The sequence below is a fragment of the Metabacillus idriensis genome (genome assembly GCF_050483325.1).
In the GTDB taxonomy this organism is placed as follows: Bacteria; Bacillota; Bacilli; order Bacillales; family Bacillaceae; genus Bacillus_P; species Bacillus_P idriensis_A.
In genome coordinates, this window is the sequence record NZ_JBCMYF010000035.1 from 26,770 (window position 1) to 51,015 (window position 24,246).

General features: G+C 40.5%; 31 protein-coding genes, 1 other RNA gene and 1 riboswitch. Of the genes, 9 read left to right on the plus strand and 23 right to left on the minus strand.

Features of this window, described 5'->3' with window-relative positions:
- Positions 1 to 82: 82 nt before the first annotated feature.
- From ABEQ24_RS20450 to ABEQ24_RS20465, 4 genes are all read right to left on the minus strand, one after another.
- Positions 83 to 640 carry an isoprenylcysteine carboxyl methyltransferase family protein gene (locus ABEQ24_RS20450; protein WP_430008679.1) on the minus strand — a complete coding sequence of 186 codons (558 nt, stop codon included), beginning with the start codon at positions 638 to 640 and terminating at the stop codon, positions 83 to 85.
- Entirely contained in the window at positions 640 to 1,740 is a 1,101-nt protein-coding gene (locus ABEQ24_RS20455) for a type III polyketide synthase (RefSeq protein WP_430008509.1), read from the minus strand. Before ABEQ24_RS20455 ends, ABEQ24_RS20450 begins: the two co-directional genes overlap by 1 nt.
- A 276-nt stretch (positions 1,741 to 2,016) precedes the next feature.
- On the minus strand, positions 2,017 to 2,562 hold the full coding sequence (locus ABEQ24_RS20460) for an N-acetyltransferase family protein (protein ID WP_430008510.1): 546 nt from the start codon (positions 2,560 to 2,562) through the stop codon (positions 2,017 to 2,019).
- 76 nt (positions 2,563 to 2,638) lie between these two features.
- The gene (locus ABEQ24_RS20465; RefSeq protein WP_430008511.1) at positions 2,639 to 3,292 is read right to left on the minus strand and encodes an MtnX-like HAD-IB family phosphatase; all 654 of its coding nucleotides are present in this window, start codon (positions 3,290 to 3,292) and stop codon (positions 2,639 to 2,641) included.
- A gap of 106 nt (positions 3,293 to 3,398) precedes the next feature.
- Here ABEQ24_RS20465 and ABEQ24_RS20470 point away from each other — a divergent pair, with 106 nt between their 5' ends.
- Complete coding sequence (locus tag ABEQ24_RS20470) at positions 3,399 to 4,154, plus strand: L,D-transpeptidase family protein (protein ID WP_430008512.1); 756 nt, start codon at positions 3,399 to 3,401, stop codon at positions 4,152 to 4,154.
- 36 nt (positions 4,155 to 4,190) lie between these two features.
- Here the strand turns inward: ABEQ24_RS20470 and ABEQ24_RS20475 are convergent, their stop codons facing one another.
- The 14 genes from ABEQ24_RS20475 to ABEQ24_RS20540 form a co-directional block, all read right to left on the minus strand.
- On the minus strand, positions 4,191 to 4,562 hold the full coding sequence (locus ABEQ24_RS20475; RefSeq protein WP_430008513.1) for a DUF3219 family protein: 372 nt from the start codon (positions 4,560 to 4,562) through the stop codon (positions 4,191 to 4,193).
- 39 nt (positions 4,563 to 4,601) lie between these two features.
- Positions 4,602 to 5,912, minus strand: a complete 1,311-nt coding sequence (locus tag ABEQ24_RS20480; RefSeq protein ID WP_430008514.1) for a nucleobase:cation symporter-2 family protein — start codon at positions 5,910 to 5,912, stop codon at positions 4,602 to 4,604.
- Complete coding sequence (locus ABEQ24_RS20485; protein WP_430008515.1) at positions 5,909 to 6,502, minus strand: xanthine phosphoribosyltransferase; 594 nt, start codon at positions 6,500 to 6,502, stop codon at positions 5,909 to 5,911. Before ABEQ24_RS20485 ends, ABEQ24_RS20480 begins: the two co-directional genes overlap by 4 nt.
- A gap of 119 nt (positions 6,503 to 6,621) precedes the next feature.
- A riboswitch (purine riboswitch) is annotated at positions 6,622 to 6,723 on the minus strand.
- A gap of 199 nt (positions 6,724 to 6,922) precedes the next feature.
- Positions 6,923 to 8,440, minus strand: coding sequence for a carboxypeptidase M32 (locus ABEQ24_RS20490; RefSeq protein WP_430008516.1), 1,518 nt, complete (start codon positions 8,438 to 8,440; stop codon positions 6,923 to 6,925).
- A gap of 151 nt (positions 8,441 to 8,591) precedes the next feature.
- Positions 8,592 to 10,529: an ATP-dependent DNA helicase gene (locus tag ABEQ24_RS20495; RefSeq protein ID WP_430008517.1), complete on the minus strand. Its 1,938-nt coding sequence runs from the start codon at positions 10,527 to 10,529 to the stop codon at positions 8,592 to 8,594.
- Positions 10,530 to 10,827: 298 nt separating this feature from the next.
- A complete protein-coding gene (locus tag ABEQ24_RS20500) occupies positions 10,828 to 11,019 on the minus strand; it encodes a hypothetical protein (protein WP_430008518.1) in 192 nt (63 codons plus the stop codon).
- Between the two features lie 60 nt (positions 11,020 to 11,079).
- On the minus strand, positions 11,080 to 12,231 hold the full coding sequence (locus tag ABEQ24_RS20505; protein WP_430008519.1) for a THUMP domain-containing class I SAM-dependent RNA methyltransferase: 1,152 nt from the start codon (positions 12,229 to 12,231) through the stop codon (positions 11,080 to 11,082).
- 139 nt (positions 12,232 to 12,370) lie between these two features.
- Positions 12,371 to 12,764: RNase P RNA component class B (rnpB, locus tag ABEQ24_RS20510), an RNA gene on the minus strand.
- Positions 12,765 to 12,831: 67 nt separating this feature from the next.
- A complete protein-coding gene (gene gpsB / locus ABEQ24_RS20515) occupies positions 12,832 to 13,137 on the minus strand; it encodes a cell division regulator GpsB (protein WP_070876299.1) in 306 nt (101 codons plus the stop codon).
- Positions 13,138 to 13,213: 76 nt separating this feature from the next.
- Positions 13,214 to 13,780 carry a DUF1273 domain-containing protein gene (locus tag ABEQ24_RS20520; RefSeq protein ID WP_430008520.1) on the minus strand — a complete coding sequence of 189 codons (567 nt, stop codon included), beginning with the start codon at positions 13,778 to 13,780 and terminating at the stop codon, positions 13,214 to 13,216.
- Between the two features lie 68 nt (positions 13,781 to 13,848).
- A complete protein-coding gene (locus ABEQ24_RS20525) occupies positions 13,849 to 14,250 on the minus strand; it encodes a spore coat protein (protein ID WP_282958546.1) in 402 nt (133 codons plus the stop codon).
- 344 nt (positions 14,251 to 14,594) lie between these two features.
- Positions 14,595 to 15,839 (minus strand): ribonuclease H-like domain-containing protein, encoded by a 1,245-nt coding sequence (locus ABEQ24_RS20530; RefSeq protein ID WP_430008521.1) that lies wholly within the window; start codon positions 15,837 to 15,839, stop codon positions 14,595 to 14,597.
- Positions 15,830 to 18,115 carry a DEAD/DEAH box helicase gene (locus tag ABEQ24_RS20535; protein WP_430008522.1) on the minus strand — a complete coding sequence of 762 codons (2,286 nt, stop codon included), beginning with the start codon at positions 18,113 to 18,115 and terminating at the stop codon, positions 15,830 to 15,832. The genes ABEQ24_RS20530 and ABEQ24_RS20535 overlap by 10 nt, the downstream gene beginning before the upstream one ends.
- Positions 18,116 to 18,316: 201 nt before the next feature.
- Positions 18,317 to 18,817 carry a PTS sugar transporter subunit IIA gene (locus ABEQ24_RS20540; protein WP_430008523.1) on the minus strand — a complete coding sequence of 167 codons (501 nt, stop codon included), beginning with the start codon at positions 18,815 to 18,817 and terminating at the stop codon, positions 18,317 to 18,319.
- A 192-nt stretch (positions 18,818 to 19,009) separates the two neighbouring features.
- On the opposite strand from ABEQ24_RS20540, the gene ABEQ24_RS20545 reads away from it, so the two are divergent.
- The 4 genes from ABEQ24_RS20545 (at position 19,010) to ABEQ24_RS20560 (ending at position 20,055) form a co-directional block, all read left to right on the plus strand.
- Positions 19,010 to 19,405 (plus strand): Hsp20/alpha crystallin family protein, encoded by a 396-nt coding sequence (locus tag ABEQ24_RS20545; protein ID WP_430008524.1) that lies wholly within the window; start codon positions 19,010 to 19,012, stop codon positions 19,403 to 19,405.
- Positions 19,406 to 19,482: 77 nt separating this feature from the next.
- Positions 19,483 to 19,641, plus strand: coding sequence for a hypothetical protein (locus ABEQ24_RS20550; protein WP_430008525.1), 159 nt, complete (start codon positions 19,483 to 19,485; stop codon positions 19,639 to 19,641).
- A 2-nt stretch (positions 19,642 to 19,643) separates the two neighbouring features.
- Positions 19,644 to 19,895 (plus strand): sigma-G-dependent sporulation-specific acid-soluble spore protein CsgA, encoded by a 252-nt coding sequence (locus ABEQ24_RS20555; RefSeq protein WP_430008526.1) that lies wholly within the window; start codon positions 19,644 to 19,646, stop codon positions 19,893 to 19,895.
- Positions 19,896 to 19,905: 10 nt separating this feature from the next.
- Positions 19,906 to 20,055: a hypothetical protein gene (locus tag ABEQ24_RS20560; protein WP_430008527.1), complete on the plus strand. Its 150-nt coding sequence runs from the start codon at positions 19,906 to 19,908 to the stop codon at positions 20,053 to 20,055.
- A 23-nt stretch (positions 20,056 to 20,078) separates the two neighbouring features.
- Here ABEQ24_RS20560 and ABEQ24_RS20565 read toward each other — a convergent pair whose 3' ends face one another.
- Positions 20,079 to 20,378: a phage holin family protein gene (locus ABEQ24_RS20565; RefSeq protein ID WP_430008528.1), complete on the minus strand. Its 300-nt coding sequence runs from the start codon at positions 20,376 to 20,378 to the stop codon at positions 20,079 to 20,081.
- A gap of 47 nt (positions 20,379 to 20,425) precedes the next feature.
- Complete coding sequence (locus ABEQ24_RS20570; protein ID WP_430008529.1) at positions 20,426 to 20,878, minus strand: YppG family protein; 453 nt, start codon at positions 20,876 to 20,878, stop codon at positions 20,426 to 20,428.
- Positions 20,879 to 21,058: 180 nt separating this feature from the next.
- Between ABEQ24_RS20570 and yppF the strand changes: the two genes are divergently transcribed.
- Together yppF and ABEQ24_RS20580 are read left to right on the plus strand one after the other, a co-directional pair.
- Positions 21,059 to 21,253 (plus strand): YppF family protein, encoded by a 195-nt coding sequence (yppF, locus tag ABEQ24_RS20575; RefSeq protein WP_430008530.1) that lies wholly within the window; start codon positions 21,059 to 21,061, stop codon positions 21,251 to 21,253.
- Between the two features lie 120 nt (positions 21,254 to 21,373).
- Entirely contained in the window at positions 21,374 to 21,550 is a 177-nt protein-coding gene (locus ABEQ24_RS20580) for a hypothetical protein (RefSeq protein ID WP_430008531.1), read from the plus strand.
- A gap of 63 nt (positions 21,551 to 21,613) precedes the next feature.
- Here the strand turns inward: ABEQ24_RS20580 and ABEQ24_RS20585 are convergent, their stop codons facing one another.
- Together ABEQ24_RS20585 and ABEQ24_RS20590 are read right to left on the minus strand one after the other, a co-directional pair.
- Positions 21,614 to 21,982, minus strand: coding sequence for a DUF1798 family protein (locus tag ABEQ24_RS20585; protein WP_430008532.1), 369 nt, complete (start codon positions 21,980 to 21,982; stop codon positions 21,614 to 21,616).
- Between the two features lie 66 nt (positions 21,983 to 22,048).
- On the minus strand, positions 22,049 to 22,297 hold the full coding sequence (locus ABEQ24_RS20590) for a hypothetical protein (protein ID WP_430008533.1): 249 nt from the start codon (positions 22,295 to 22,297) through the stop codon (positions 22,049 to 22,051).
- A gap of 194 nt (positions 22,298 to 22,491) precedes the next feature.
- Here ABEQ24_RS20590 and sspM point away from each other — a divergent pair, with 194 nt between their 5' ends.
- Both sspM and ABEQ24_RS20600 read left to right on the plus strand, forming a co-directional pair.
- Positions 22,492 to 22,596: an acid-soluble spore protein SspM gene (gene sspM, locus ABEQ24_RS20595; protein WP_070876319.1), complete on the plus strand. Its 105-nt coding sequence runs from the start codon at positions 22,492 to 22,494 to the stop codon at positions 22,594 to 22,596.
- A 292-nt stretch (positions 22,597 to 22,888) separates the two neighbouring features.
- The gene (locus ABEQ24_RS20600) at positions 22,889 to 23,104 is read left to right on the plus strand and encodes a hypothetical protein (RefSeq protein ID WP_430008534.1); all 216 of its coding nucleotides are present in this window, start codon (positions 22,889 to 22,891) and stop codon (positions 23,102 to 23,104) included.
- Positions 23,105 to 23,151: 47 nt separating this feature from the next.
- On the opposite strand, the gene ABEQ24_RS20605 is transcribed toward ABEQ24_RS20600, so the two are convergent.
- Positions 23,152 to 24,159: a DUF2515 domain-containing protein gene (locus ABEQ24_RS20605; protein WP_430008535.1), complete on the minus strand. Its 1,008-nt coding sequence runs from the start codon at positions 24,157 to 24,159 to the stop codon at positions 23,152 to 23,154.
- Between the last annotated feature and the right edge of the window lie 87 nt (positions 24,160 to 24,246).

A 24,246-nucleotide genomic window follows, 5' to 3' on the forward strand; every position in this document is an offset into this window, starting at 1 on the left:
TCTCATTTACCAGGCTATTACTCTGCTTCATATATTAGACGCTGAACATTCCCGCACTTCCCTCACCCTAAAGAGTCAATCCTTATGATTCCTCCTTCCCGGGTACAAACCTTTTTTTAGCAAGAAATGCCTTCTTATAATCTGTATGCTCCATCAGCGCTTTTTCTTCTGCCGGTATCCTGATGGACAAAATCACTGCATTTAGAATCGTAAATAGAATCGCGGTAAAATAGGCTTGAAATAAAATCGGCAGAAAAAGAATTTCAGCCGCCACAACTAAATAATTTGGATGCCTCATAAAACGGTACGGACCTTTTGCGACGACTTCAAGATCCGGGACGATGATGATTTTTGTATTCCAAAACGGGCCTAAGCTGAAAACTGCCCAATATCTGATGATTTGTGCCATAAAAATAATTGGGAGGATGATCATCCACAGAGGTGAAATTTGTTTATTAAAGAGAATGACCTCCAGCGTGAATGACAGCAGAAAAAGCAGGTGAACGGATACAATCAGCGGATAATGGCTGCTGCCATGCTCTTCTCCCCCCATTTTTTTTAAGCGGGCTTCGTTTCTCCCGGCAATCAATAATTCAGAAACTCTTTGAAAAATGATAATGAAGAGAAAAAGATAAAAGATCATCCAGCCTTCTCCCATTCTACAAGTAACAGCTCTGAACAAAAACCTGGGCCGAGGGCTGCAATGATGCCTAAATCTGATTTCTCACCCATGCCGCTGCTTAAATATTCTTCAATTACATACATAACTGTAGCAGATGACATATTTCCATGGTTTTTAAGTACGTTTTTAGAAACCTGAAGCTGTTCCTCTTCAAATCCAAGGCTTGCTTGATAAGCTTGAAGAACTTTCTTCCCCCCTGGATGTGCAAGGAAATGCTTTACTTGGTGAAGCAGAATGTTTTCTTCTTGAAGGTAATCTTCAACCGTCTGTCTGAGCCAGTTTTTAATAATGCTTGGTATATCTCTTGAGAAGACGACATAAAATCCGTTATTTTTGATCTCCCATCCCATCACATCTTCAGAGTCCTTCATGAAAGTTGACCGTGTTGAGACCGTTTTAGGAAGTGTTTTAAGCGCAGAAAGTTCCTTAAGCTGGACGTCTTCTCCTGCAAGCAGCGTACATGCTACACCGTCTGCAAACAATGATGTGCCAATAAAATTGCTTTTTGATAAATCATCATGCTGAAAAGTCAGACTGCACAGTTCCACGCAAACGACAATCACTTTAGCCTTAGGATAGGCTTTGCAGTAGTCATGTGCTCTTGATAAGCCGGATGCTCCCCCTGCGCAGCCTAGGCCCCAGATCGGCACTCTTTTTGTTGAATCCTTAAAAGGCAGTCGATTCATGATTTTCGCGTCAATGCTTGGCGTTGAAATGCCCGTACTTGAAATAAAGAAAAGCGCATCAATCTCTTCACAGGCAATGTCTCTCCTTAAAAAGCGATTTGCAGTTAAACAGTTGATGATTGCACTTGTTCCAAGTTCTACTGCGGCTTCAATATATGTATTATTTTTGTCTTCGAATGAATGATCTGAAGTATACCAGCTCATATCTTTTACAAACTGCCTGTTTTCAATGTCTCCGTTTTTAAATGCCGGAAGCAGTCTATTAATATCTTTAAAGGAGCCTGAAAATAGTTCTTTTGCGAATTCAACCGCGGTGTCCTGCGGCATTTGATTCGGCGGAATGCTTTTACCAACAGACAAAATATACGCCATAACTACACCTCATTTTCCACCTGATAAGGTTACTTTTTCCAATAGGGAGGCACTTTATGTAGTCATCCATCAGGTGAACAAAAAAAAGCTCTTCCCGATAAATGGGAAAAGCAACGTTTTAAAGGAGTTGTTGTTGTGCTCTTTTATTATAACCTTAAAATCCTGTTTGAACAGCAAAGATTAAATGGGAATTCATGTAAGAAAGAGCAGAACCATACAGCTTATGTACAGCGAGTGAAAGTCTCCTGAATCAGGCGTTTCTCCCGCACCTATTTGTCACTTAGATTCAAAAAAGTAGGCCATATGGATTTCATCATCGAACTTTCCGTTTAGAATCGCCTGATCACGCTGTGTTCCCTCAATAACAAATCCATACCTTTGATACAGCTTCAGTGCAATTTCGTTTGAAGCAAATACGGTTAAGCAGAGTTTATGAAGATTGTTCGTTCTGCACCACTCAAGCGTAGCGTTCATCAGCTCCTTGCCGATGCCAAGTCCTTGGGCAGAATCTGAAAGCCACGTCCTGAACAGGCCTGTATGCTTTTTCATCTCAAGTTCCCCGCGGATGACTCTTGCAATACCGACAATTTTGCCTTTGCATTCAACCCCTAAATACAGGTTGTTTTTTTCTTTCATATCGGAAATAAAGTCTGCTTCTTCCTGAATAGACCGCGCCCGTTCTTTTTGTATGTACGTTCCAGAATCAATAATGCTTTTTACAGCCTGTATAATGTCCTTCGCATCCTCAGCTCTTACCTGCCGCAATGTGACCTGTTCACCGTTCTTTGCTGTAAATTCTGTTTTCATTTCTTGAGTAATCATGATGTTCAACTCCTTCGGTTTAGTATATCTCAGGGACCCAAGAAGTAACACATTATACAGCCTGCCTCTTATTTTTTCAAAGCATAAGTCTGCCCGAATCACGCAGATAGGCTTCAACTTCTTTAAAGCTGTTTACGCCAACATACTTAATTCCTTTCTCTTCCAGCAGTCCGCACAGCGCATCCTTTGCAAAGGTCAGATCCGCATATACAGCTGGATGAGAGTCAGGTTCACTGTCTCCAAAGAAATAGACAGTTTCGTATTGTTCCTTCAGTTTTAAAATCACTTTTGATTTATCTATGCCATATCTCTCTGAGTATTTCCAGTCTTCTTGGTCAATTTTTAAATGAATGTTCATCTTGTGATAATAGCCTTCATTCGAAAAAATTTCTACATTTTCAGCCCCAAGATCATCCAGAATATGCCGGATATAATAATCTGTACCAGCACTTAAAATGAAAAAATCTCCCCCATTTTTTTGAACAAGCTTGATAAATTGTCCAATATACTCATCCATCGGCAGCGACAGAATTGATTTTATAAGACTCTCTTCTTCTTCATGGATTGAGGTGAAAATACGGCCTAAAAAATCAATGTCGAGCATTTGTCCGCTCTTCCATTTTTTATAAAGCTCTTCTCCCTCAGGAAAGTATTTTTCAATGACATGATGATAAAAATCTGTCTTTGAGATTGTTCCGTCAAAATCTGATACAAAAGCCCACTTTTTCATTGAATTGACCTCCCGTAGATTAATTTTCACTGCTTGGAAATATTTAGAATGTGCACTCATATGATGATAGTAAATGCCTATTATTCTTACGTCAAAGGGGATGCACATGAAAAAAATACTAGTTATGTTCACCTTGGCGCTGATCATTTTTTTTGGCGCCGGAATCAGCAAAAGCTTCGCAGCAGGAAGTGACTTTATCATCATCAACAAATCTAAAAATCAGCTGGCCTACTATCAAAACAGCAAATTAAAAAGTGTATTCAGAGTAGCTACAGGCAGACAGCCTTCTTACACGCCTGAAGGAAAGTTTGAAATCGTAAGCAAAATCGTCAACAGACCTTATTACAAGAAAGGGATACCAGGCGGCGATCCCCGCAATCCGCTTGGCAATCGCTGGCTTGGCATTAATGCCCGAGGCACTTGGGGAACTACATATGCCATTCACGGCAATAATAACCCAAACTCAATTGGCCAATACATCAGTGACGGCTGCATCCGCATGTATGACAATGAAATCGAATGGCTCTACGGCCAGGTAAAAATGAACACAGCTGTAATCATTACCGCATCAGGTAAAACCTTTGATTCAATTGCACTTTCAAATGGCTACAAAGTCAGCGGAAGCAAAGCAGTCCTGTCTAAACCTGCTGCCTCCGGGCAAAATCTAAAAAAAGGAAGCAAGGGAAACGAAGTGAAGCAGCTTCAGCAGCTGTTAACATCAAAAGGCTTCAGCACTAAGGGCATTGATGGCATCTTTGGAAATAATACAGATAAAGCAGTGAAGTCGTTCCAAAAAAGCAAGAAATTAACGGCAGATGGAATCGTCGGTCCTAATACAAGAAAAGCACTGAGTATGTATTGATTAAAAAGAAAGCCCTAAAATGAGTTTAGGGTTTTTTTATTGTATCTCCAGCAGCTCCAGATGAAAATCGCCTGCAGCACCTTCTTCATATAAATTTGTAAACGATGTCGCATAATTGATGATGGTTCCTTTAAATGAGAGATTTTCACCCGGAACGTTCACTGCAAAGGTTTGCTTATATAGAAGCGTTGTGATCTTATGATAGTCGCTTGAATGAACGTTAAAGACCATTGTTATTTTTATAGCACCGTTATGAGCAGTTTCCTTTTTGAAGGAGTATGGATTTATTTCTGTTTGGTTTAATAGAACCGTTACCGTCATTTCCTCTGCATCTCCTATAAAGTAGATAGTCGAATAGTAACATGAGAGCAATAAAAATGACAAGAATGGAAGCTCTGTTTCAAGCATGGAAAAGGACCTCACCAGATTCAGTGAGGTCCCTGTGTATTAAGAAGCCTGTTTTCCTTCTAATGAAACGATCCCGTTCTTCTTTTCATTTTTCACGACATTAAAAAGAATATTTAAGAATATGGCGGTTAAACTTCCTGCGACAATCCCATTATTCGTCAGAATTTTAACGGATTCAGGAAGATTTGCAAACATATCAGGCACAGCTGTCACACCAAGACCCATTCCTACGGAACAAGCAATAATCAGCAGATTTTCCTGTGAAGCAAATTCAACTTGACTGAGCATCTTAATTCCGTAGGCGATGACCATTCCAAACATAGCCACCATTGCCCCGCCAAGCACGGCTTCCGGAATGATTGTCGTAAATGCCGCGATTTTCGGAACAAGACCAAGCACCATTAACATACCGGCTGCTGTGTAAATCACATTTTTTGATTTAACGCCTGAAAGGGAAATTAATCCGACGTTTTGTGAGTAAGCTGTGTATGGAAAAGCATTGAAAATCGCTCCCAATAAGTATGCCACACCCTCTGCACGATATCCTTTCGCAAGATCATCTTTCGTTATTTTCTGCTTTGTAAGATCTCCTAAAGCATAATATACACCTGTTGATTCAACCATGCTGACAATGGCCACTAAAGTCATCGTTAATATCGGGGCAATTTCAAACGTCGGTGTTCCGAAATAAAAAGGTTTTCCAATTTGAAACCAGCTTGCGTCATATACAGGCTGAATATCAACTTTTCCCATAAGTGCAGCAGCTGCTGTTCCTGCAAGCAGACCGATCAAAATAGAAATGGAGCGGATAAACCCTGTGAAAAAGCGATAAAGAAGAATGATGAAAAGCAATACACCAAATGCAAGTCCTACATTTGAAATAGAACCAAAATCAGGAGACCCCTGTCCTCCTGCCATATTATTCATTGCAACAGGAATAAGAGTGATTCCAATAATTGTTACTACTGAACCCGTTACGACAGGCGGAAAAAATTTCGCAAGCTTGCCAAAAACAGTTGAAATTAAAATGACAAAAAGCCCGGATGCAAGAATCGCTCCATAAATAGAAGAAATACCGTACTCTGTTCCAATCGCAATCATTGGTCCTACCGCTGTAAATGTACATCCCAAAACGACCGGCAAACCGATGCCAAAAAATTTATTCTTCCATACTTGGAGAAGAGTCGCCAGTCCGCACATGAAAATATCAATCGAAACGAGATAGGTAAGCTGTTCTGCATTTAGTCCCAGTGCTCCTCCAACGATAAGCGGCACGATGATTGCACCTGCATACATCGCAAGAACATGCTGTATCCCTAATGAAAAAACCTTGAACGAACTGTTTTTCATACCGCTGCCTCCTCCGTTTCTTCCAGGAATTGAACTTCATGATTTTCAAGTGATTTTATTCTTGCAAGCGATTCTACGCGGAACCCTTTCTCGCGGAGAATTTTGCCGCCTTCTTGAAAGGACTTTTCAATTACGATTCCGATGCCTGCAAGCGAGGCTCCCGCTTGCCCGACTATTTCAGCAAGACCAAGTGCAGCTTGTCCATTTGCAAGGAAATCATCTATGACTAAAACACGGTCTTCAGAACTCAGATGCTCACCCGATACAGCAATCGTATTTTCTTCTTGTTTAGTAAAAGAGTAAACAGACGCCGTTAAAAGCTGATCTGTAAGTGTCAGTGACTTTCTTTTGCGTGCAAAAATTACAGGAACGTTAAGTTCAAGTGCAGTCATAACAGATGGTGCAATGCCAGATGATTCAAGTGTCACGATTTTTGTAATGCCATCGTTTTTAAATCGTTCTGCAAATTCTTTCCCGACTTCTTTCATCAAGAATGCATCAATCTGATGATTTAAGAAGGAATCGACTTTTAATACTTGATTTGAAAGAACTTTTCCCTCATTTTTAATTTTTTCCTGTAATTGCTTCATATTATATCCCTCCAAATATGCAAAAAACGGCATTGCCTCACATAGAGTGAGACAATGCCGCTGTATCCGGAAAAAATGAAAAGAAACTCCCCATGCATATAAGGAACTTTTTTCGAATAAAAACAACACTGCTCACTCATAGTCAGATGATTTACGGTCATCCGGTAGAAACTTGCAGGCCCTATTCCTGCGATTATATGAGTGCTCGTTTATTTGATTAGTTGCATTATAACAAGGATTTTAGTGAATGGGAAGTGTTTTTACAGAGAAAAAACGAATAATAGAGCTGAAATAGTTTTTAATTATTCGTTTTTTCTCACAAATCAATAAATATATGCGGCTGCACCTTTTGGGGAATTATTTGGCTTTTTCTTCTTGAAAAAATGACCGCACAACGATTGATGTGCGGTCTGGTTTATTTTATTTCGCAGCTTCCAGCTGGTAAAGCTTCTCATACTTCGTTTCAAGATGTTCGATTAAATAGCTGGCGTTCAGGCCTTCTCCTGTTACATCATGAAGAATTTCAAGCGGCTGTTTCATTTTTCCATATTGGTGGATGTTTTCAGTCAGCCAGTTTTTAATCGTGCCGAATTCTCCATTTTCAACAAGCTCATCAAAATTTGGAAGGTCCTTTTGCATCGCATTTTTAAATTGTGCTGCGTACATATACCCCAATGCATATGAAGGGAAATAGCCGAACATTCCGCCAGACCAGTGCACATCCTGAAGAACACCTTCTCCGTCATTTGAAGGAGTTACCCCTAAGTATTCCTCGTATTTCTCATTCCATATACGCGGAAGATCCTCCACTTCAATTTCATCATTAAATAAACCTTTTTCAATTTCATAGCGGATCATGATATGAAGCGGATATGTCAGTTCGTCTGCTTCTATGCGAATAAGGGAAGGCTTAGATTCGTTTACGCCTCTATAAAAATCCTCTAAAGAGACATCATCAAATTGACCTTCTGCATGCTTTTTCAAAGAATCATAGTAGCGATTCCAGAAACCTGGATTTTTCCCTATGAATTTTTCATAGAAAAGGGATTGTGATTCATGAATTCCCATTGAAGTTCCATCACACAGCAGTGTGCCTTCAAGATCTTCAGAAATATTCTGTTCATATAAGGCGTGCCCGCACTCATGAATGGTGCCGAATAAAGCTGTGCGGAAATCCTTCTCCGCATATTTCGTTGTAACCCTCACGTCCCCGCGGTTTAAACTGATGGCAAATGGGTGAACCGTTTCATCCAACCGGCCGGCTTCAAAGTCATAGCCAAGCTCTTTTAAGAAAAATTCAGAGATTTGACGCTGCTTTTCTTTTGAGATCGGCTCATACAAAAAGCCGGTTTCTGGCTGATTGGGAGACTCTGTAATCCTCTTTACCAGCGGAACAATCCGTTCTCTTAGCTCTCCAAATACACGGTCAAGCACGTCTACCGTTACACCTGGCTCATATTGATCGAGGAAAGTATCATATTTGTTCTCTTTATATCCCCAGTATTCCAGGAACTTTTTGTTCGTTTCAACAAGCTTTTTTAAGTATGGAGCAAATAAGCTGAAATCAGATTGATCTTTTGCTTCCTCCCATACCGATTCTGCTTTTGATTTAAGAATGACGTATTCTTTGTATTCGTCCTGAGGAATCACTTTGCTGAGCTTGTATTCTTTCTCGCACTCCAGTGCTGCTTTATTGGCGATTTCTGAAACTTCTTCTTTCGCCTGCAAAACTTGATCAATATATGCTCTCATTTGATCGGACGTTGCCATTTGAAATACCTCTGTCGAAAGGACACCAATTGCCTGTGAACGCTGCTCAACCGCTTTCTTTGGAGCTCCGGTTCTAAGGTCCCAGAACATGAGAGAAATCGCTTCATTATAGCTTTTCATCTTTTGAAGATACTCTAAAAATTCTTTTTCAACGGATTGAATGGACAATCTGCTCACCCCTTGATTTTTTATGTAAATAAATAGTAATAATTTTCTAACATTTCCAGATTAAATGATGGGAAAGGCTTTTGTCAATCTTTTTATCGACTGAACAGTCTGTTTTAAGCAAAAATAAAAAAGCGAAGGAATCCCTTCGCTTTTACAGCATTTCAGGTTCAACCGGCAATACGGCCTTCACCTGTTCTACTACTTTTCTATCACGTTCATTTGAGAGGTAAATCGAGATTTCTCCCTGATCGGTGCTTGTTCTGATCAGGCGCCCGACACCCTGTTTCAGTCTTAATATCATGTAAGGCATGTCTACCTCAGCAAATGGATTCGCTGAGCTGCCCCGTTTTGATTCAAAAACAGGATCTGTTGGAGGAAACGGCAATGACCAAATGATCACATTTGACAGTGATGCACCAGGAATATCGAGTCCTTCCCATAAATGCACGGCACATAAAATAGAGGTTTCGTCATTTTGGAATTCAGATACAAGCTGGCTGATTTCCTGATCTCCTTCAAAAAGGAACGAGTATTCAGTGTTCTGTTCATTTATAAATTGTTTAAAGACTTCAAGTTCGTTCATGGCACTGAACAGGATGAGTGCACGGCCGCCGGTCTTTTTAACTTTTTCAAGAGTCTGAACACACTTCAACTTATTTAGATCAAGTGCTGCTGATAGATCGTGAAGTTTTATTTTCATATTTTCTTCATAATCAAACGGCGACTCCACTGTAAGAAATAAGTAATCTTTAATGCCTAGACTTCCGGCAATGAAATCAAATGATTTATTATCAGAAAGCGTGGCAGAAGAGAAAATATACGGTTTTTTCTGTGAAAATACTTTTTCACTCAGCACTTCTTCAACAGTCCGCGGCATAATAATCAGCGAAAAGTCCTGCTCGCCGCTTTCAATCCAGTGAATGGCTCCGCTTTGCTTATTAAAGAGAGAAATCGAGAATTCCATTGAATCCAAATACTCTTCGACAATTTTAAGTTCATAAGAATCAATGGTATACATTTCGCTTTCAAAAACGAGCGCTTCCCCGATTTCGGCAAGAAGCCTGTGCAGCTGAATGCCCTGCTTCTTTAATGTATCATTCATGATAATTTTAGAACGGTGCGACCCGGGAACTTCTTCAGATGCATCAAGCAGACTGTCGAAAAACTCCTCATTGACTACAAGAGTATCTTCTACTAAGTGAGCGAATTCCTCACGGATGTCATTTTGGAGCAGTCTTTCAAGCAGAATGGCAAGTGTGCTGCTTTTCACTCTGTATGTTAAGGCTTTTTGCGCCGCATATTCCAGCAGATGGCCTTCGTCAAAAACGACAGAGCTGTGATCCGGAAGAAGCGGCAGCTGCCCTTCTCGTTTTCTTGAATCAAACGTCCATATATGTTCCATGTAGAAATCATGTGAGCAGACAATCAAATCTGCTGCTTTTCTGTAATGATCTCGTGAAAGAGTTAAGCCGCAGCGATGCCTTTGATCGCATGACAGACAATCCTGAAACGAGTCATAATTGACAGTTTTCCACTCTTCATCAGATAAATGAGGATATTCTTTTCTGTCGCCGTAATGGCTGAATGATTGCATGCCTGCTTTTTCATGCACAAAGGACGGCAATGATTCAAACAGATCAAGATAAAGATCATCACCTGTACGCTGTATCGTATGATCCAGTTTTTTAAGACATAAATACTGATCCTGTGATTTCCCAAGGCGCACATCTATATTTAAATCCAAATGCTTGCGGAGCTTGGCAATATCGCCCTCATTTTTAACAAGCTGTTCGATGAGGGTTTCATCAGCACAGGCAATAATGGCTGGTTTTCCTGTATATCTTGCATAGCTTATTGCATAAAGCAAATAAACAAGCGTTTTACCCGTTCCTACTCCCGCTTCAGCAAACATGACATTTTTTTCACGAAACGCACGTTCAAGCTGAAATGCCATAAATATTTGTTCATCTCTAAGTTCAAAGCCTTTATCAGGCAAAATATCATAAAAAACATCGCCGATCCAGTTATTTAACCCTTCATAGAAGGTTTCATTCTTTGATACGGCAAAAGGCAGACGTGACGTCGGCATGTATCAGATCCCCCACATTCTTTTATACTCAAAAGGTCATTATTTCACTTAACGCACTTATAGTCAAGATTTCATGACTATGAATGAACGCAAGAATAAAGATTGGTTTTTATATAGCTGATGCTGCCTTTTCCCAAGAACAAAAGCGCAGGCGCCTTGGTCAGCTCCGTTCTGACCGAGGAGTTAGGCGCCGGAGCTGGACGTAGATATCATTATTGCGATATCCACAATCTATATATTTATAATTTACTGATATACACTAAAAAAGATAGGCTTTCATCATGAGAAAGCCTATCTCTTAACGGTCATAAAGTGTATTGATCATCACTTTCTGATCAATAGCAGAGGCGTGGGCAACAGCTTTTAGAAAATCAGCGCGGGCATTGCTGAGCGATGCATGAGCTGCTGCATCCTGGCCATCTTCTATGAGCGATAGATAGGAAGACGACAGCGCCTTCGATATTAAGTTAAAGTCTTCGTTTACGTGCAAAAAGACCACTCCCCTGAATTTTATCAATACTGATTCTAGTGTATTCAAGGGAGGATGAATCTATACCTGTTTCTTTTCACGGGGAGGGCGTTTTCCCCAGAACTGATAATAATCTGTTTCGATAAATCCATTAAAGAGTTTGCGTTTTTTTGTAGCCTGTCTGCCGTAATATTGCTCAAATCCTTTATGGGAAGTCAGCATATATACAGACCATGTATCATGAGGAGCAAGTGCCCGTCCTAATTCCTTATACATCTGCTCTACTTCTTCTTTTTCACCGAGACGTTCCCCGTACGGAGGATTTCCGACGATTACACCGTACTCTTTTCTCGTCGTAAAGTCGCTTACCTGCATCTGTTTAAACTGAATGATGCCTCCAAGGCCGGCTTCATCCGCGTTTTCTTCAGCTATGCGGATCATGCGGTGATCGATATCATGTCCTGCAATGTCAAGCGGGATATCATAATTGGCCAGGTCCTCAGCTTCCACTCTTGCATTGTTCCAGTGCTTCTTATCAATCCAGTTCCATTGTTCAGATACAAATTCACGGTTAAAACCGGGAGCAATGTTCTGTCCAATTAAAGCTGCTTCAATAGGAATCGTCCCTGAACCGCAAAATAAATCCGCAAATGGGCGATCCGGTGTCCAGTTAGTCAGCATGACAAGAGCTGCTGCCAATGTTTCTTTTAATGGAGCACCGCCCTGATCAAGCCTGAAGCCTCTTTTATGGAGACCTGCCCCGCTTGTGTCAATCGTCAGCGTGGCAACATCTTTTAAAAGAGCAATTTCCACTTTATAAAGCGGTCCGGATTCTTCGTACCAATCAGAAGCAATTTTATGGTGGCTTTTCAGTTTTTCAACAATTGCCTTTTTTACAATGCGCTGACAGTCAGAGACACTGAACAGCTTTGATTTTACTGATTTTCCTGTTACCGGGAATTCTGCCTGGGCAGGAATAATCTCTCCCCAGTTCAGTGCTTTTGTTTTTTCAAAAAGTTCATCAAAGGAATAGGCTTTGAATTCACCTACTTTTAATTTAACCCGGTCTGCTGTGCGGAGCCACAAATTCACCCGCGGAATGTCTTTTGCTTCTGCCTCGAATGTAACCTTGCCGTTTTCTGTCGTGCATTCATAGCCAAGATCACGCACTTCTTTTGCAACCAGAGCTTCAAGGCCCATAGCTGCAGTAGCAATTAATGTGACTTTTTCCATGAAATCACCTTCTTTTCTATAAGATCGTATAGTAAAATCAACGTTTTGAAAGTTTGTTTAACTGAATTTTTATGTAAATGAAAAGCTCTCATCTAAGTGAAGAGAGCCTGTTTCGCATTTATAGTAACCTGTAATAACGTTCTGTAAGCCATGTTTTGTCCCTTTGTACTGCAAACGGCCGGTATCACCTCGTACTCCGGTGGTAATCATCTATCTACAGAAGCGAATCGCTTCCGGCCTTCTCCTTGTTCAGTTCCTAAGAGAAGGTGCCCCTACCTATATTTGGGTTTCTCGCTCGAGGGGTTTACCGCGTTCCACTCTTTCGGTTTCCCGAAAGACTACGTCACTGTGGCACTTTCAAGGTAGTAAAGCCATATCCCTGATGGGACTTAGGCTAGTTCCCTGCCGTCAGCCAAATCTTTGGCTGCCCTAGCTTATGACTTCGCTAGGCACGAACACTACGGGCATCTCAGCACCGTGCGAGCATGGACTTTCCTCTACAGTCCTAAAGACTGCAGCGATTACCTGAACGTTATTATTTTAACAGCAAATATTAGTATAGTGAATTTAATAGATTAATGCAAGTGTAAATAAATGGAATCAATCATACAGCTTGCTGCCGAAAACGTGTTTTTCTAAATTTGATAATCGTTTAAGAATATCAAAGTTCGTTGTATTTGTCTGAACCGGCTGCGCTTGTTTGCGATTAAAAGAATCTTCAAGCTGCTTAGTTAAGCGAAGATTTTCCTGCTGCAGCTCTTCAATTTCCTGATGAAACGTTTCATAATCCTTAATCACCAAGTCTAAAAATTTATCAACGTCTTCCTGTTTGTAGCCGCGCATACCCTGTTTAAATTCTTTTTCCAAGATCTCTTTAGCCGTTAATTTAATTTTATCAGAAAGCATCTCTTTCACCTCGTCACACTGAAATCATCTTTACATATTTTTTCACATCTTGATTGCAATTGTCAATTTCTCTTCGCTAACTTGACCAAAATCCATCCGATTTACTCTGTTCTTCTTCTACAATCATTTGCAGGTCTGAAAAAGAAATCATCATTAATGAATATTCGTTTACTTCCGCCTTTTTTCTGGCCGTATCCAGCAAAAATTTTGGAGATCCTTGATTTTCTTCATCATAAACAAGCAGCAAACCTTGGCTTTTCGAAACAAAAAACTCATTTTTTAAGCGAAACTGATTCGGATTTTCGTATTTTCGTTTTGTGATACTATCAACAAAATCAGCTTGAGACAGAATGAATTCATAGTATTCTTTATTGTCGTCATTCCACTTCTCTTCTTGATCTAAAAAAGGTGTAAGCACACCAAGCTTTAATTCATCATACTCCAACTGCAAATCAAAGACAACCTCTGCAGCCCATAGCTCAACGCCAAGCTGTCCGCTTATCAATACCCATTCTAAGCCGTCATCAATCAGCTGGCGCAATGACTTTTCTATTGCTTTTTTAATATATCCGATGGCTGGATCATCTTTTTTAAAAATGCCAAGTTCAAAAGGCTTATATCCGGACACTGTTACTACTTTCATCTATGTATCGTCTCCCTTCAAAAGAAGATAGGAGCTGACACGCTAGCATCAGCTCCTACTATCTGAGGTTAACGGCCGTAAGGACTAAATGGTGGTCTTGGACCGCCGCCGCAGTTAAATTGTTGGTTTGAAACCTGATTTGCCATAGATTGTGTTTGAGGGAAAAAATGTTTATGCTGGACCATTTGATGGTTAACTACAGTTGTATGGGTTGGATGAATGTGCGGAACGACTGTTGTAGAAAATGTGTGCTGTACACAGCATTTTGTCGGATGGACAATCGGCGGACACATTTTAGTTGGTCCCATTGGTCCCATTTGAGCTCCGCCAACCATATTCGGTGCAGGCATATTCGGTCCCATTTGAGCTCCGCCTACAGCAGGCATATTCGGTCCCATCGGCGACACCATGTTTGGCATATTCGGTCCCATCGGAGAAACCATATTAGGCATATTGTTATTAGGCATCATATTTGTTTGACTCCTTTCCTTCATTTCTTATCTGTCTTACAGTGATAGTCTATGAAGAAAAGTGTGTACATGTACTGATGCATTAACCTATTTTTTACAAGAAAGCGTAGAAAGTGTCTTTGAAGTTTGAAAAGATAAAAACAGTTGCAAATAAAACGATGAAAAACAAGTAGAAAATCCCTTTGTACATATTCCGTTCACCCCATGCAGATAGTGTTTACAGTCCTTAATTTTACACACATCTACACGATTCTACAATTACCTATTTTCATCTTTGCAAAATTTCACAATATCGACAAATTCTTCGCGAAAAACCGCTGATTTTGCGCTTCCCCGGGGAATAATCACCTGTTTTTATTTCCTAATCGTTTCATTCTTTTTAAGATCTCAAGCTTCTCTTTTTCCGAGTTCGTTTTTAATGCTAGATCTTTTGCCTTGATCGTCAAGTAAGCAGAAGTCGCATAAGACAGTGCTTTTTCATAATCCTTTTCTTTATGTTCATAATACTTTGCAAGCTCTACAGCAGCTTTCACCTTCTGTTTCATGCTTGATCCATCAGCAACGGACTGAAATAACGGCAGTGCTTCCAGCAAGTTTTTCTTCTTTTTTAAATGCATGGCCATTTCGAATTTCGCCTCAAATTCTTTCGCCTCACTGCGGTCAGCTACAGATTTGAATGTGTCGAAAGCTGTTTCCCCATCTCCGGCAGAAAGCAGCCACCTTGCCACTTCATATTGTTCTGTATCCGTCGCTTCGACACCCGGGAACAAGATTCGGTAAGAAAGATGAGTATACAAAGTAATCAAAGAAAGAATATCAATCTCATTATGGATCAGAACCCCCTCAATATGATCGGGATCCTGTGATTGAACAAAGCTGAAATACAGCATAGGAGCAAGGTATCCAGGTACATCATGCTCACGGATAATGCCCAGTATTTCTTTCTCTACAATGCTGAGTTTTACGGATTCCAAGCTTGTTTTCCATAATCTTCTCGCTGCATGAAACAAATCAAAATGACCGAATGCCGGCAGTTTTGGCACTTGTTCGCGCACTAGAGTATGCCGTGTTTTCACCTGTGGCCAATCAAAGGCTTTCCCATTATAGGTTACGAGAGTTTTCGTATTCACATCGCTTAAGAAGCTTTGATAAAGAGCGACTTCATTTCCCGGTTTAGGGAGAAAGTGCTGCTTAACTATTACTTTGTCATGGAAAACCTGTGCGTGCCCAAGCAAGAAGATTGTATTGCCTGCTCCGCCGCCAAGTCCCGTTGTTTCTGTATCAAAGAAAAATAATTCATGGGAATCATGGTCTTTAGATGATAATGGATGCGGGCTGTTTCTTTCATTCCAAAGAGCAACGGCTCTATGGAATTCACCCATCTGATAGAGACCGTGTTTATAGTCCAGAGGATAAGTGCGTTCTCTGACCAAGCAATACTCTCCATCAAACCAAAAAGGCAATGCATCCAGTGATGCCCACTTTTCAAGGTAAGGAACGTCCTCTAAATGTGGCGTCTGGGCAGTATCCATACTGCCTTCAAGCGACATATGTGTTTTTAATCGATTTAACTTTCCTTTTAATGACAAGGATTATCTGCTCCTTTTAACTGGAGTAATAATTGAAGGGTATCGGCTTTTTGATGAGCAGATCCTTCAAGTCCTGTGCATGACGGGCATCCGGATTCACATGGACAGCCGGCAATCATCGCCATCGCTTCCTGCAGGACGATCTCCATTGTTTCAAATACTTTATTTGCAAGCCCCACCCCGCCTGGATAGCGGTCATACAGAAATACGGTCGGCTGATCATTATGAGTTGCTTTCATTTGCGGAATGACACTGATATCAGATGGGTCACACATGACACTTAATGGGACAATATGTCTAAGTGCATGTGCAATTCCAAGCAGCGCTTCCTCGAGCCTGTCTTTTTTCAGCGAATTAGCCAGTTCATCTGATAAACTGATCCAGGCAGCATTCGTATGCAGTTCTTCTTCAGGCAAATGAATGGGACCTGAACCGATATTTTCATGTGTATCAAATTTTATTTTTTTAAAAATCGTAGCCATCGCCTGTACGGTTACATCCCCAAAACCAAGCTGATAAGTTTCAATGCTTTTTGATTTATCTTCCTCCAGCACTTTCAGCTGAACGGCAAGATTTGCGTCTGTAAAATAATCAACATCCACTTCTCTTACAAACGCTTTTTTCTCTTCCCAATCAAGCTTTTCAACCTGATATTGAATCCCCTGATGCAGGTAAATGGCTTCATCATGAAGTAAAGTCATTGCACTGAATCTGTCCATTTCCCCAATCACTTTAACGTGAGCGATGTTAGACTGATCAACGATAATGACGTTTTCCTGAGAAGCGGATCTCAGACTGATATTATGGGCCGGAAAGGAATCATTCATCCAGTGATAACGGTCCCGATTGTAATAAAGCACCTTTTCTTCTGTCAAAAACTCAAGGATATCCTCAAGCTCAACATTGCCAAAATTCTCGCCTTTTTTAAAAGGCAGTTCAAACGCCGCACATTTTACATGGTCTACTAAAACAATCAGATTATCGGGGTTAATAATAGCTGTTTCGGGATTTTGCTTGAAAAAATAATCTGGGTTCTGAATGATATACTGGTCAATCGGCGTGGATCCAGCGACCATGACAATCAGCGCCTCCCCGCTTCTTCTCCCGGCTCTTCCCGCCTGCTGCCATGCACTTGCAATGGTTCCCGGATATCCAGTCATGATGCACACTTGAAGCTGACCGATATCCACTCCCAGTTCAAGAGCATTTGTACTGACCACACCAAGGATTTCGCCATTTCTGAGCCCTTTTTCAATCTCCCGCCTCTGCTTTGGCAAATAGCCTCCGCGGTATCCCCTTATCGTCTGTTTGCCAAGCTCACCTTTAATCAGCTCCTGCAAATACGTTAAGATGATTTCAACACGCACCCTGCTTCTTGCAAAAACGATCGTCTGAATTTTGTTTTTTAATAGTTCGCTTGCAATTTTTCTGACCTCAAGCGTAGCGCTTTTTCGAATATTCAGAGGCTTATTCACAATAGGAGGGTTGTAAAATAAAAAATGCTTCTTACCGGAAGGTGCCCCGTTGTCATCAACAAGAGCCATCTTCTCCTCCAGCAGATTTTCTGCGAGCTCCTGCGGATTTGCAATCGTGGCTGATGTGCAAATAAACACCGGGTCACTTCCATAAAAATGGCAGATGCGTTTCAATCTTCTTATCACATTGGCAACGTGGCTGCCGAAAATCCCCCTGTAAATATGAAGCTCATCTATGATGATATATTTTAAGTTCTCAAAAAGAGAAACCCATTTCGTATGGTGCGGCAAAATCGCAGAGTGAAGCATATCCGGATTTGTCATGACTATATGCCCCGCTTTGCGAATGACATTTCGGACGTTGGGGGCTGTGTCGCCGTCATACGTATAAGAATTAATATCCACTCCAAGCTCTGTAATTAGTTCGTTCAATTCACTTTTCTGATCCTGCGCAAGTGCTTTCGTCGGAAATAAATAGAGAGCTCTGCTCGTCTCATCATTTAGTATTTGCTGCAGGACCGGCAAGTTGTAGCACAGTGTTTTTCCAGAAGCGGTCGGTGTCACTGCTACAAAGCTTTTTTTCATATGGGCAAGCTCATAGGCCGTAGCCTGATGTGTATATAAATTATGTATGCCTCTTGCTGCAAGAGCTGATTTTAATTTCGGGTCTACTGAAGCAGGCATTTCCGCCGTTTTCGCTTCTTTTGGCTGAATAGTATGAGCATGTACGACCTGATGTTTGAACTGCTCATCCTTTTTAAGAAATTCAATGATTTCTGCCAGTGACTGCTTTTTTCTCATGCGCTTCACCTCTTTCTTTATTTTAACAGAATAAATGTTCGTTTTTAAGCAGAACCGTTCATATTTAATTATTGGAAAATCTAATGAGTTCTTCAATACAGCCTGCTGGGAAATATAGCTTAGAAATCGTCTCCTCATTTATGACCCGGAGCATTATTTCTGCATGAAAAAAGCAGGCCGCAGCCCGCTTCATTGGTTTTATTATTTCACTTTAATTTCAAATACTTTATCAGAGCCGCCTTTAACCTCGCCTAATGGAGATTTTTGCACGTTCTCGATGATATCGCCATTTGTGATGATGATCGGTGTAATCGTGCTCGCTGCTTTTTCTTTAATTAAATTCAGATCAAATGTAATTAATTTGTCACCGGGCTTTACTTTATCGCCTTCTTTTACAAATGCTTCAAAACCTTCCCCGTTCATCGCAACTGTTTCAAGTCCGATATGAAGGAGAATTTCCATGCCTGTTAAGCTTTTAATTCCAATCGCATGCTTCGTGTGGAAAAGCTGAATGATTTCTCCTTCAACTGGAGATACAAGTGTACCTTCAGATGGTTCAACCGCCATTCCGTCACCCATCATTTTTTGAGAAAAAACCGGATCCGGAACATCTTCAAGGTTTAGCAATCTTCCTGTAAGAGGTGCGTAAACCGTTTCTTCTGTTTGCTTTTCAGTTTTTTTGCCAAATAATTTTTTAAGCATATTCATTCTCCTTTTCTGCATTCGTTTCTACTATTAAAAATACCCTGTACCCCTGAATTTAAACGTTTACCTAAGAGCGAAAAAGCCCGTCCCCTTATTTATTATCATTATTTAATCACAAAAAGCTTCATTCGAGCAACCAATTCCCGGTTTGATGCATATTTTAGCCTAAAAGAACGGAGCGAGGATAAAATGAGTGAAAAAAAACATCTTCATGAGATCGCTGAACAATTTTTTGGGGAAAGCTTATTTAAAAAGGAATTAAATGAATTTGAAAAAAGGTTTCAGTTAAAAGGCAGTGCAACCTGTCTGACAATTTCCCAGTTCGAAGAGAATGGCTATTATTATGTTAAAGCGGAGCTTCCCGGAATTAAAAACGATCAAGTCCGCTTTGAACTGCATGAATGTTATTTAACCATCACGATTACCCATCAGGAAGAAGTCAACATCCGGCATACAGAAGGCACAAGCGTTTCCCATACATGCGGTCATCTCTCTAAAACAGTATTATTGCCTATTGCTCCAGATAAAAATCAATTAAAGACAACTTATAAAAACAGCTGTTTGATGATTTCATTTCCTGTTTGAGTGTCATTTTCACCTCCAAAAATTAACACTATAATATAGTCCCTTCTATAAGAAACTATAATCAGGAGGTGCATGACATGCAAAATCAGCATTCGAAACATATAATCGCAGAACCTTCAGATTCACCAAGACTTGTGATTAAGACAAATCTTGACTCTTCCACCCCTGCAGAAGAGAACCCTTATTATTCCGGCAGCGATAAGGAAAAAGCCAATAAATATTTTGAGGACCGCTGAAAATGGATAAATCACTGAGCTATTTGCGGGAAGTCCTGTCCAATTATCTGGAGGATCATGAAGTCAGCAGGCACTTATACCAAAAGCTGTCTCAGCAATCCTTTGATGACGAAAAACATTTTGTGAGAGATTTATCTGAAAAAGAACTGTCATTTTTAAATAAAATGCTTCCTCATGAAATCAAGCACGCCATGGGTGAACAGGATTATGTGCGTGTTGAGCAGCTGAATGAAGTTTATGAGGAACTGCTTTAGAGGTGTTTGAATGAAAACGAATGAATTTATAAATACAAGAAAATACAGTAATACGGATATTGACAAAGTAAAACAGCTTAATGCACAGTCAGGCTTGTCTTATCAAGAGGTTAAGCAGGCTCTGGCCCGTCAATTCGCATCTGAAAACAAAGAATCTTAACAAACAAAAACGCGTGCTGCCTTTCACGCGTTTTTGTTTTGATCATCATTTTCTCTTTCGACTACTGACTGTTTATATGCCTGATGAGTTGTAATCGCAGCACCTGCAGCTATGAATCCATTTGCAACGCTGCTTACAGAAAAACCCAATGTAAAAATACTTGCAATTATACCCGCTCCAAGCAGAATCCAGACAATCATCCAATCCTGAACTTTTGGAGTTCTTTTTAAGGCATAACCCAAAATCATCAAGGCTGGCACAACTATAACCAGCTGAGGATGAACGCTGATTTGATCGAACACGCTTGATATTGCGCCTGTCACCAACTAGAACACCTCTTTATATTATCTTTTAATGCAGGAAGCCCAATTTACACTTTAAACATGGATGTCACACCTTTAACAAGCGAACTCATCTGGTTCACTGCCCCCATCATCTGCCCTGCCGTGTCCATTACTTTATTAAAATCCATTTGTCCGTCCGGCTTTTTAAATTGAGACATGACAGTTGAGATTCCTCCAGCCTGATTTTTAGCATTTGGCACAGGCTTTGGATAAGGATTTGCATACATAGCCTGCTGTATCATAGACTGCTGCTGCTGAAGCGGAAACCCTTGTGCTTGATAGCCATTCATATAAGGCGGTATTTGTCCCTGCTGATAGTAAGCTGGATTTTGCTGCATTTGTTGATAATTATGTTGAACCTGAGGTAAATATGTCGGGTTTTCATATGGAGGATACCCTTCATATGGATAGTAATAGCTAATTCTTTCTTCTTTTTTTCTTCTGCGGTTTTTAAATGAATTTTCTCCGGCTGAATACATGATTCATACCCCTTTCACATACATTAGGCTATTTCATAGGTATGCTGAAAAAAGGGCTGCCGTGCTTATCCTCCAAAGTGAAAAAATATGTCAACTATTGTCGGAAGTTTAAATTTTACAAAAAATTAAGAAAAAAAAATGACATGATACGATATTAGCAAGGGGAATGGGAGGAGATTTATGATGAATGTTCAAAGCATAAAAACTGCATTTTTTGAAGCGAAGCAATATGAACCGAATAGCATGGGCGAGCTCCTGAATTTCATTAAAACCATGTACATCAAAGGTGAATTATCCATCAGCGAATACAGAACTGCTGTCATGCTGCTTGAAACGTCTGACACATCTAATCCCGGACAGAAAGTAAACGCATAGCCAATATTTTCTTAGACAGAGAAGGAATCCCTTCTCTGTTTTTTCTTTTTATATACATAATCCTGCTGAATGGAACCATATTATGAAGGACTCTACTATCAAAAACATGGAGGTTTTTATATGGGAAGAGGCAAAGATTTCAATCACCAGAAAAAAGGGCAGGATTTAACGATTTCAAAAAAAGGACAGCCTGCCGCTGCGAAACATTCTAAAGATGTCGAATATGCAATTGAGCCTGTGGCAAGTGAGGGAGACCGTGCTGTGACCTTTCAAAATGCCCGCGAGATTGATGAATAAAAGATGGAAACCGGTTCAAATTTGCCGGTTTCCTTTCGTTTATAACGAAAAAAAGCCCCTCTTCTATAAGGAGCTTTCCGTCTGAATATGTGCAATGACTTGTTCAATCACATAGTCAATGGACTGTTTCATGTTTTTAAATCGTATTGGTTTTGATTCCTTATAAAAAGACTGCAGCACAAGCTGTTCGAAATTTTCAACGGTAGAGTCGATTTGTGCCGGAAATAAGTATTTTGGTCTTGCCGTAATTCTCCATGTCAAGACATCTTCTTTCCAGTCATTCATGATCGCCATCGCCTCTTCAAATGCTGGCTTTACTTCATTAAAAAAATCGACTTCGTCTTTTTTCTTTGCGTCATTTTCAAAGCGGCAGACACATTCGCCAGTTATATGAAGGAGTTTATTTGAGTTATTCAGAATTTTTGTATTCATGTTCCGCATCACCTCTCTGGGGTATCTTACCAAACATGAACCTAAAATTCCATCATCATCTGATTTCTAGTAACTTAATCGGTACCTCGGCTGAACTCTGGAGTTCGTGTCCTCCCTGATCCCTTCTTCGTTAAAAAATCTGCTGGCTTCCATTGCATGCTGAGCAGCGCCTTCCATGTTCTTATACAGTTCTTCTTCACTTTGGCAGATTGTTTCCGTTACTCTCTTTTGTATGGCAAGTTCTAATTTCGTCATCTCTTCATCTAATTCCATCAATAATTTTTCTACAACCATCTTAGGTATGAGGTGCTCCACGCTGACTCCTCCTTTCAATCTACAGGTACTATTCGAGAAGCTTTTCCCTCCTCCCTTCAAGGGTGACAAAACTAGTTTCCATTCGCCAAAGAAAGAAGAAAATATTGGATAAAGCTTAATTTTCGACATTCGCTTATGCGACATTCTGCATGAAATCAATCTGCTGGCAAACAATACTGTTAGGAGGTGGCAACATGGCAAAAGAAACGAAAAAGAAACAGCAAAAACAACAATCTCAGGCACCATCAAAAAACGACCTCGATAAAAAGCTCGGCGGGCCGAACCGCCCATCGACATAGAAATGCGGAATCGGCCGTTTAGCTCCGACAGACAGATAAGGATCCGACAGAAAAGGCGCTTTTTGCCTTTACTGGCGGAGCCGTTCTGGCCGAGGAGCTGGGCGATGGAGCTGGACAATGAGAAATGCGGAGCCGACTGGTCAGGCCCGACAGACAGATAAGAATTCACCTGAAAAGTCCGGGTCCCGCCTTTTTAGGGGAATTTGTTCTGGCCGAGGGACTAGGAGGCGGAGCTGGACACTGTGTATTACGAAATTTCGTTTAGCTCCGACAGACAGATAAGGATCCGACAGTGAAGGCGCTTTTTGCCTTTACTGGCGGAGCCGTTCTGGCCGAGGAGCTGGGCGTCGGAATTCATGGGGTTTCCAAATTAATTGGAGGAGTTCTGCAATTAATTCATGGGGTTTCCAAATTAATTGGAGGGGTTCTGCAATTAATTCATGGGGTTTCCATATTAATTGGAGGGGTTCCAGATAAATTGGATAATTTTGTTCTGGCCGAGGGCTAGGAGGCGGAGCTGGGACCACTTGCTTCAAAAAAGAAGGCAAGGATCAATTAGTCCTTGCTTCTTTTCCCTTTATTGATTACGTATTCATTCAGCAAAGAAAATGCATGCATCTGATTTTGCTTATTTATAAGCCACTCTGTCATTTCGAGTTCTTTTGGTCTTGGCAGCGGGCTGTACCATTTTTTCATCGGCTGGCCGTGAAACCAATTTCTTTCTTTTACGTCTAATTGGTGGGAGATCACCGGATAGGATGTTCTTAAGTAAGGTGTGTCTCTTTTTCTTCCGCCGCTCAAATACTTTTCATAATCAAATCTTGACCCTGTATGGGTTGTCCGTTCTGAAAAGTCCATAAAATAAGGAAAAAAATCGGGATGAAAAAGCAGCCAGGCTAAAGACCTTCCAAGCTTGATGCGGCTTTTCAGCTTTTTAAAATCGTGAACGGAAAAACCGAATAATCTGCCTTCTATAGTAGGGAAAACGACTGTGCTAAAATGAAAGAGGTCCTGAAAGAAAAACATCGGTGTATGAAAAACCTTTCTCTTAAAAACAGCCTTTTCGATAATCGGTTTCTGAATTAAATGCTGTTCGTTAATAATCAGCGACGTCATTAAATGTTCAATGTTTTTTTCTTCCCAAAAATCATGCCATACTTTTTTCATAAAAGGCGAAACATGGAATTCATCCAGCAAGTGAAAAAGAGGCCGGCCTGTCTTTTTTGAGATCTCATACAGCATGAGCTGTGGAAACGCATCGGAGAAAATGAGCCAGTTTGCATCTTCATAAGTCAGAAACAATGCCTTTATCATTTTATTATTTATCATTTTTTGAAACCAAGTGCCCTTCAAATCCGTCATACAGTAACCGGCATTCCGAGATACCATGCCGGCAAGAAATGCCCATCTTATTTCGGGATTTCTTTTAAAATATAGATTGTAGCTTTCAGTTCTCGATATGTTGTCGTAATTTTTTTTTAATGTCGTATTCTTTATAAGTGCTATAATATTATTTTCTTCCACTGTTCTTTGATTCGGCTGGAAATCTTGATTGATGTGCATAGTTCACCTCACTTCTTATAGACTCTCCTGATTGAAGCCGAAGTACACATTACCAGCGTTAACAAAATCGAAACTTTTTCACCATGT